This window comes from Pseudomonas sp. zjy_15 (assembly GCF_043101865.1).
GTDB lineage: Bacteria > Pseudomonadota > Gammaproteobacteria > Pseudomonadales > Pseudomonadaceae > Aquipseudomonas > Aquipseudomonas putida_Y.
The window spans coordinates 34,616-41,297 of record NZ_JBICII010000121.1; the positions used below are offsets into that span (position 1 = coordinate 34,616).

Below are 6,682 nucleotides of genomic sequence, written 5' to 3' on the forward strand. Positions count from 1 at the left end.
CATGGCGGGGCCGGTCTTCCCCTGGCGGGATGGCAACCAGTTCGAACTGCTTATCGACGGCCCCGCGTTCTTTCCGCGCATGCTCCTGGCGATCATGCGTGCCGACTTCCAGGTTGACCTGGAACTGTACCTGGTCGAGGCCGGCGCCTGTGCCGAGGCGGTGGTCGACGCGCTGGAGCAGGCCGCCCGGCGTGGCGTGCGGGTGCGCTGCCTGTTCGATGACTACGGTGCATTGGCCTTCAACAGTGCGTTGCGTCAGCGCCTGCTGGACGCTGGCGTGTACTTGCGCTGGTATAACCGCCTGCGCTGGAAGCGTGGCCTGCGTAACCTGTACCGTGATCATCGCAAATTGCTACTGGTGGACGAACGTTGGGCCGTGGTGGGGGGGACGGGCGTTACCGACGAGTTCTGGAAGCCGGGTGAGGCGACCAGCGAATGGCACGAAGTGATGGTGCAGATGCAGGGGCCGGTGGTGAGCGACTGGCAGTTGCTGTTCGACCGTCAGTGGCACGCCAACACTCGCCGCACCGCCTGGCGCCCTGCTGAAGGCTTTGGCCTGCCGCGTCTGCCCAGGGTGCCTGCGCAGGGACAGGGCATGGGCCGGGTCGCTTATGCCGACGCCCGCCAGCACCAGGACATCCTGCACGCGCTGGTACGGGCACTGAACAGCGGCAAGAAACGGGTATGGCTGGCCACGCCGTACTTCTTGCCGACCTGGAGCGTGCGCCGCTCGTTGCGTCGGGCCGCCAGCAAGGGCCTGGACGTGCGGCTGTTGTTGACCGGTCCGCGCACCGATCACCCCTCGGTACGCTACGCCGGGCATCGTTACTACCCGCGGCTGTTACGCGCGGGCGTACGGATTTTCGAGTACCAGCCGTGCTTCCTGCACCTGAAGATGGCTGTGGTGGACGACTGGGTCAGCGTCGGTTCGTGCAACTTCGACCACTGGAACTTGCGCTTCAACCTTGAAGCCAACATCGAGGCGCTGGACCCGCCGTTGACAGCGGCGGTGGTGGCCAGCTTCGAGCGCGACTTTGCCCTGAGCGAAGAAGTCGATCTCGCTCACTGGCATGCGCGCCCTTTGTGGCGCAGGGTCAAGCAACGGATCTGGGGCTGGCTGGATCGTTTGGTGGTCAACTTCCTCGACCGCCGTGACTGACAGCGGCTATCGTGCAGTGACTATTCACGGTTAACCGAAGGAGTGGGCAAGATGACGGCGAAGAAAATTCTCATGCTGGTGGGCGACTACGTCGAGGATTACGAAGCGATGGTGCCGTTCCAGGCCCTGAGCATGGTAGGCCACACGGTGCATGCGGTGTGCCCGGAAAAGCTGGCGGGGCAGACCGTGCGTACCGCGATTCATGACTTCGAGGGTGAACAGACCTACAGCGAAAAGCCCGGGCACAATTTTGCCCTGAATTATGACTTCGTGCGGGTGCGGCCCGAGAGTTATGACGCGCTGCTGATCCCGGGTGGTCGCGCGCCGGAATACCTGCGCCTGGATGAAAAGGTGTTGGAGCTGGTGCGGGCGTTCGACCAGGCCGGCAAGCCGATTGCGGCGGTATGCCATGGTGCCCAGTTGCTGGCGGCAGCTGGGGTGCTGGATGGGCGTGAATGCAGCGCTTACCCGGCATGTGCGCCAGAAGTGCGCCTGGCGGGTGGCACGTTCATCGACATCGCGGTGGACCAGGCGCATGTGGATGGCAACCTGGTGACCGCACCGGCATGGCCAGCGCACCCGGCCTGGCTGGCGGCGTTCCTTCAAGTGCTGGGCACGCGTATTGTCTGACAGGCTTGATTGAGTTGGCAGCGGGTTGCTTCAGGCAACCTGCTCAACCCAATCATTGAGGTTGTAGTAGTTGGTCACCCGGGCAATCTTGCCACAGTGAATATAGAAGAACGCCCCCGCCGGCAGCACATAGGTCTGCCCGTTTGCCGCCGGCAAGCCTTCGTCATCGACCAGGTATTGGCCATGTACGGTGAACTCCGCCGCCGCGCGGCTGCCATCGGCGTTCTGCATCACCACGATGTCGGCCAGGCGCTCGCGGTAGCAGCGGTTCATCTTTTCCATGAACGCGGCAAACCTGGCTTTGCCCATCTGACGTTCGCCCTGGTTGATGTCGTGGATCACGTCTTCGCTGAGCAGCGCCAGAAAGCCTGGCATGTCACCCGCGTTGAAGGCGGCGTAGTAAGCATTTACCAGTTCGGTTGCGGTCATGGAACAATTCCTGTCGTGTAGGGAAAAGGCGGGTCGCTAACTCGGATGATAGGGTTTCCCCTCAAGCCCGGCTTAGCCGAGCGCGTCATCCACATCGACAAAACGACCGCCAAACATGGAAATACGCCTGTTGCACGGTGCCGCTATCGCGCCTTACATCGATGACCTCGCTCGCCTGCGCCTTACTGTGTTCCGCGAGTTCCCCTACCTTTACGACGGCACCCCGGAGTACGAGGCCGACTACCTGGCCAACTATGCCCGCTCCGGGCGCAGCCTGGTTGTGCTGGCGCTGGACGACGGCAAAGTGGTCGGCGCCTCTACCGGCCTGCCGCTGGTGGACGTCGCGCCCGAATTCCAGCAGCCGTTCCTGGCCCAGGGGCGCGACCCGGCCAGTGTGTACTACTTCGGTGAGTCGCTGGTGTTGCCGGCATACCGCGGTCAGGGCCTGGGGGTTCGCTTCTTCATCGAGCGCGAGTCCTACGCACACAAACTGGCCGAGTTCGATTATTGCGCGTTCTGCGCGGTCGAACGGCCTGGTGCACACCCGCGACGGCCAGCAGAGTACAAACCCCTGCACGGCTTCTGGCGCAACCGCGGCTTCCTGCACGACCCGTCGCTGCGCACCACCTACGCCTGGCGCGACCTGGACGAGCAGGAAAGCTCCGACAAACTGATGTCGTTCTGGCTCAAGGCACTGCCGATATGATCCGCCTGGCGGCCTGCCAGTACGCCATCGAGCTGCATGAAACATGGGACGCGTACGCCGACCACCTGCAAGGCCTGTGCGCCGAAGCGGTGGAGGCGGGGGCACGCTTGCTGCTGTTGCCGGAGTACGCCGGGCTGGTGCTGAGCGGCCAGCTGAGTGCCGGGCAGCGGGAAGACCTGAAGGCTTCGATTGCCGGCATCCAGCCGCTGATCGAACCCTGGAAAGCGTTGTGCGAGAGCCTTGCCCGGCGCTGGGGGATCTACCTGCAACCGGGCAGTGTGCCGGTGCTGGACAGCGATGGGCGCTACCGCAACCGTGCCTGGCTGTTCGGCCCCCAAGGTGTGCTGGGTTATCAGGACAAACTGATGATGACCCGCTTCGAGCGCGAGCAGTGGGATATTGCTGCAGGCCAGGGGTTGCAGGTATTCGAAACTGAACTGGGGCGGCTTGGCATCCTGATCTGCTACGACAATGAGTTCCCGATGCTGGCCCGCCGCCTGGCCGAGTGTGGTGCCGACCTGATCCTGGCGCCGAGTTGTACCGATACCGAGGCCGGTTACCACCGGGTGCGTATTGGCGCCCAGGCGCGCGCCCTGGAGAACCAGATTGCCGTGTTGCAGAGCCCTACGGTGGGGGTGGCGCCGTGGTCACCGGCATTGGACGAGAATATCGGCCGGGCAGGCCTGTTCGTGCCGCCGGATCACGGGATGCCGGGCGATGGGGTGCTGGCGTTGAGTGAGCAGTTGAGCCCGGACTGCAGCCAGTGGCTGGTGTGTGAGGTGGATCTGGAGGAAGTACGGCGGGTGAGGCGGGAAGGGCAGGTGTTTACCTGGCGGGACTGGCCGGAGCAGTTCGAGAGAGTCCTGTGATGACTGTGGCAGCCTCTTCGCGGGCAAGCCCGCTCCTACAGGTCAACGCGTAGCCTTCTGGCTTGCGCTGTACGTGTGGGAGCAGGCCTGCCCGCGAAGCAGCCACCGCAGTTACATCAGGTTACTTCACTTCGACGGCCAGGCTTTCGGCAATCTTGCTCTGCCACAGGGCAGGGCCAGTGATGTGTACCGACTCGCCGTTGCTGTCCACGGCGACGGTCACCGGCATGTCCTTGACTTCGAACTCGTAGATCGCTTCCATGCCCAGCTCGGCGAAGGCCAGTACCTTCGATTTGCGGATGGCCTGGGCTACCAGGTAGGCAGCGCCGCCAACGGCCATCAGGTACACGGCCTTGTTGTCCTTGATCGCCTCGATGGCGGTCGGGCCACGCTCGGACTTGCCGATCATGCCCAGCAGGCCAGTCTGCTCGAGGATCTGGCGGGTGAACTTGTCCATGCGGGTAGCAGTGGTCGGGCCGGCTGGGCCTACCACTTCGTCACCCACCGGATCGACCGGGCCTACGTAGTAGATGAAGCGGCCTTTCAGGTCTACCGGCAACTCTTCGCCACGGTTGAGCATCTCAACCATGCGCTTGTGCGCGGCATCGCGGCCGGTCAGCATCTTGCCGTTGAGCAGGATGGTTTCACCCGGCTTCCAGCTGGCCACTTCTTCCGGGGTGATGTCGTCGAGGTTGACGCGACGGGCGCTCGGGCCAGCTTCCCAGACGATTTCCGGGTAAGCGTCCAGCGACGGCGCTTCCAGTTCTGCCGGGCCGGTGCCATCGAGCACGAAGTGGGCATGGCGGGTAGCAGCGCAGTTGGGGATCATGCACACCGGCAAGGACGCGGCGTGGGTCGGGTAGTCCATGATCTTGACGTCGAGCACGGTGGTCAGGCCACCCAGGCCCTGAGCGCCGATGCCCAGCTGGTTGACCTTGTCGAACAGCTCCAGGCGGATTTCTTCCAGGCGGTTCTGTGGGCCACGGGCTTTCAGTTCGTGAATGTCGATGGACTCCATCAACACTTCCTTGGCCATGACCGCGGCCTTCTCGGCGGTACCGCCGATGCCGATGCCGAGCATGCCGGGCGGGCACCAGCCAGCACCCATGGTCGGCACGGTCTTCAGTACCCAGTCGACGATCGAGTCGGACGGGTTGAGCATGGCCATCTTCGACTTGTTTTCCGAGCCGCCGCCCTTGGCTGCGACATCCACTTCGACCTTGTCGCCAGGGACGATGGAGTAGTGGATCACTGCCGGAGTGTTGTCCTTGGTGTTCTTGCGGGCACCGGCCGGGTCGGCCAGGATCGAAGCGCGCAGGACGTTCTCAGGCAGGTTGTAGGCGCGACGCACACCTTCGTTGATCATGTCGTCGACGCTCATGGTGGCGCCATCCCAGCGCACGTCCATGCCCACGCGGATGAACACGGTGACGATACCGGTGTCCTGGCAGATTGGACGATGGCCGGTGGCGCACATGCGCGAGTTGATCAGGATCTGGGCGATGGAATCGCGTGCAGCAGGCGACTCTTCACGCAGATAGGCCTCGTGCATGGCCTGGATGAAATCGACGGGGTGGTAGTACGAGATGAATTGCAGGGCGTCGGCGACGCTCTGAATCAGGTCGTCTTGCTTGATCACGGTCATGCAGCGCGCTCCTCTTAAAGACGGGAACATTCAAAAAGACGCTCGACATAGCCGACCAGCACGTCGAAGCGCCTTGCAAGGCGCCGGCAGGTCAGGCCGACGGAAAAAGGCGCGGCAGTATAGCGCGCATCCGTGCCCGGCACACCTGCGGCCGGTCTGGACCATGGTCGGCAGCGCGCAGGCATCTATTTTGCTGGTGTGCTCTGCTTGGCTTACAGTGAGCCTTGGACAGCAGGAGATGTACCGAACATGCCCGAAATTTGCGTGGGCGAGCGCCGCTGGCTGGTGCCCATTGGCAGCAACCTGCTCGATGCCCTCAACGAGGCGGGACTGAATGTGCCTTACAGTTGCCGCGCGGGCAGTTGCCACGCCTGCCTGGTGCGCTGCCTGGACGGGCAACCGGCAGACGCTTTGCCCGAGGCTTTGGCATTGGAGAAACACGCCCAGGGCTGGCGTCTGGCTTGCCAGTGCCGGGTGGTCGAGGACCTGCGTGTGGCGCTATACGACCCCCAGCAGGGTGGCGTACCGGCGCATGTCTGCGCTTTGGAATGGTTTGGCGATGTCTTGCGCCTGCGGTTGCGGCCCGATCGGGTGGTGCGTTACCAGGCGGGGCAGCACGTGGTGCTGTGGCTAGGCGCGGTTGCTCGGCCTTATTCCTTGGCCAGCCTGCCGGGCGAGGATGATTTTCTCGAGTTTCATATCGATTGCCAGCGGCCTGGTGCCTTTTGCGACAAGGCGCGTGGTCTGCGGGTCGGCGATGAGATGCGTTTGGGGGAGTTCAGAGGCGGAGCCCTTCATTACGACCCTGATTGGCAGGAGCGGCCGCTGTGGTTGCTGGCTGCGGGAACCGGGCTGGCGCCGCTCTGGGGTATCTTGCGCGAAGCGTTGCGCCGGGGACATCGGGGCGAAATCCGGGTGGTGCATGTGGCGCGCGATCAGGCTGGGCACTACCTGGCGGAGCCGCTGCTGAAGCTGCCAGGGGTGAGTGTCGAGCTGGTGCTGGCGGAGCAGCTGGATGAAGCGTTGGCCAGGATGCGGTTATTGTCGCGGCAGACGGTGGCGCTGCTGTGTGGGGCGCCGGGGAGTGTCGAACGGTTTGCCCGGCGCATGTTCATGGCAGGGGTACCGCGGGGACAGGTGTTTGCTGATGTGTTCGTCGAGCATGCCTGAGGGTAGCACTTGAAGTGCGAAGGGCCGCAAAGCGGCCCCTCTTTCATGCGGCGCTGTGCTCGGCGACGGGCACC

The 6,682-nt window shown here is 63.7% G+C and carries 7 protein-coding genes; 5 read left to right on the forward strand and 2 right to left on the reverse strand.

Annotation, left to right across the window (positions count from 1 at the left end):
* Position 1 precedes the first annotated feature (1 nt).
* Positions 2-1,159, forward strand: a complete 1,158-nt coding sequence (locus tag ACF8EF_RS23670) for a phosphatidylserine/phosphatidylglycerophosphate/cardiolipin synthase family protein (RefSeq protein ID WP_176683786.1) — start codon at positions 2-4, stop codon at positions 1,157-1,159.
* A 51-nt stretch (positions 1,160-1,210) separates the two neighbouring features.
* Positions 1,211-1,789, forward strand: coding sequence for a DJ-1/PfpI family protein (locus tag ACF8EF_RS23675; protein WP_021781811.1), 579 nt, complete (start codon positions 1,211-1,213; stop codon positions 1,787-1,789).
* A gap of 30 nt (positions 1,790-1,819) precedes the next feature.
* On the opposite strand, the gene ACF8EF_RS23680 is transcribed toward ACF8EF_RS23675, so the two are convergent.
* Complete coding sequence (locus ACF8EF_RS23680; protein WP_176683785.1) at positions 1,820-2,218, reverse strand: nuclear transport factor 2 family protein; 399 nt, start codon at positions 2,216-2,218, stop codon at positions 1,820-1,822.
* A gap of 115 nt (positions 2,219-2,333) precedes the next feature.
* Here ACF8EF_RS23680 and ACF8EF_RS23685 point away from each other — a divergent pair, with 115 nt between their 5' ends.
* Positions 2,334-2,924 (forward strand): GNAT family N-acetyltransferase, encoded by a 591-nt coding sequence (locus ACF8EF_RS23685; protein ID WP_003255235.1) that lies wholly within the window; start codon positions 2,334-2,336, stop codon positions 2,922-2,924.
* The gene (locus tag ACF8EF_RS23690) at positions 2,921-3,793 is read left to right on the forward strand and encodes a carbon-nitrogen hydrolase family protein (RefSeq protein WP_176683784.1); all 873 of its coding nucleotides are present in this window, start codon (positions 2,921-2,923) and stop codon (positions 3,791-3,793) included. The genes ACF8EF_RS23685 and ACF8EF_RS23690 overlap by 4 nt, the downstream gene beginning before the upstream one ends.
* 121 nt (positions 3,794-3,914) lie before the next feature.
* Here the strand turns inward: ACF8EF_RS23690 and ACF8EF_RS23695 are convergent, their stop codons facing one another.
* Complete coding sequence (locus ACF8EF_RS23695; RefSeq protein ID WP_003255232.1) at positions 3,915-5,438, reverse strand: fumarate hydratase; 1,524 nt, start codon at positions 5,436-5,438, stop codon at positions 3,915-3,917.
* A gap of 249 nt (positions 5,439-5,687) precedes the next feature.
* Between ACF8EF_RS23695 and ACF8EF_RS23700 the strand changes: the two genes are divergently transcribed.
* Positions 5,688-6,608 (forward strand): iron-sulfur-binding ferredoxin reductase, encoded by a 921-nt coding sequence (locus ACF8EF_RS23700; protein WP_392461923.1) that lies wholly within the window; start codon positions 5,688-5,690, stop codon positions 6,606-6,608.
* The last annotated feature ends 74 nt before the right edge of the window (positions 6,609-6,682 follow it).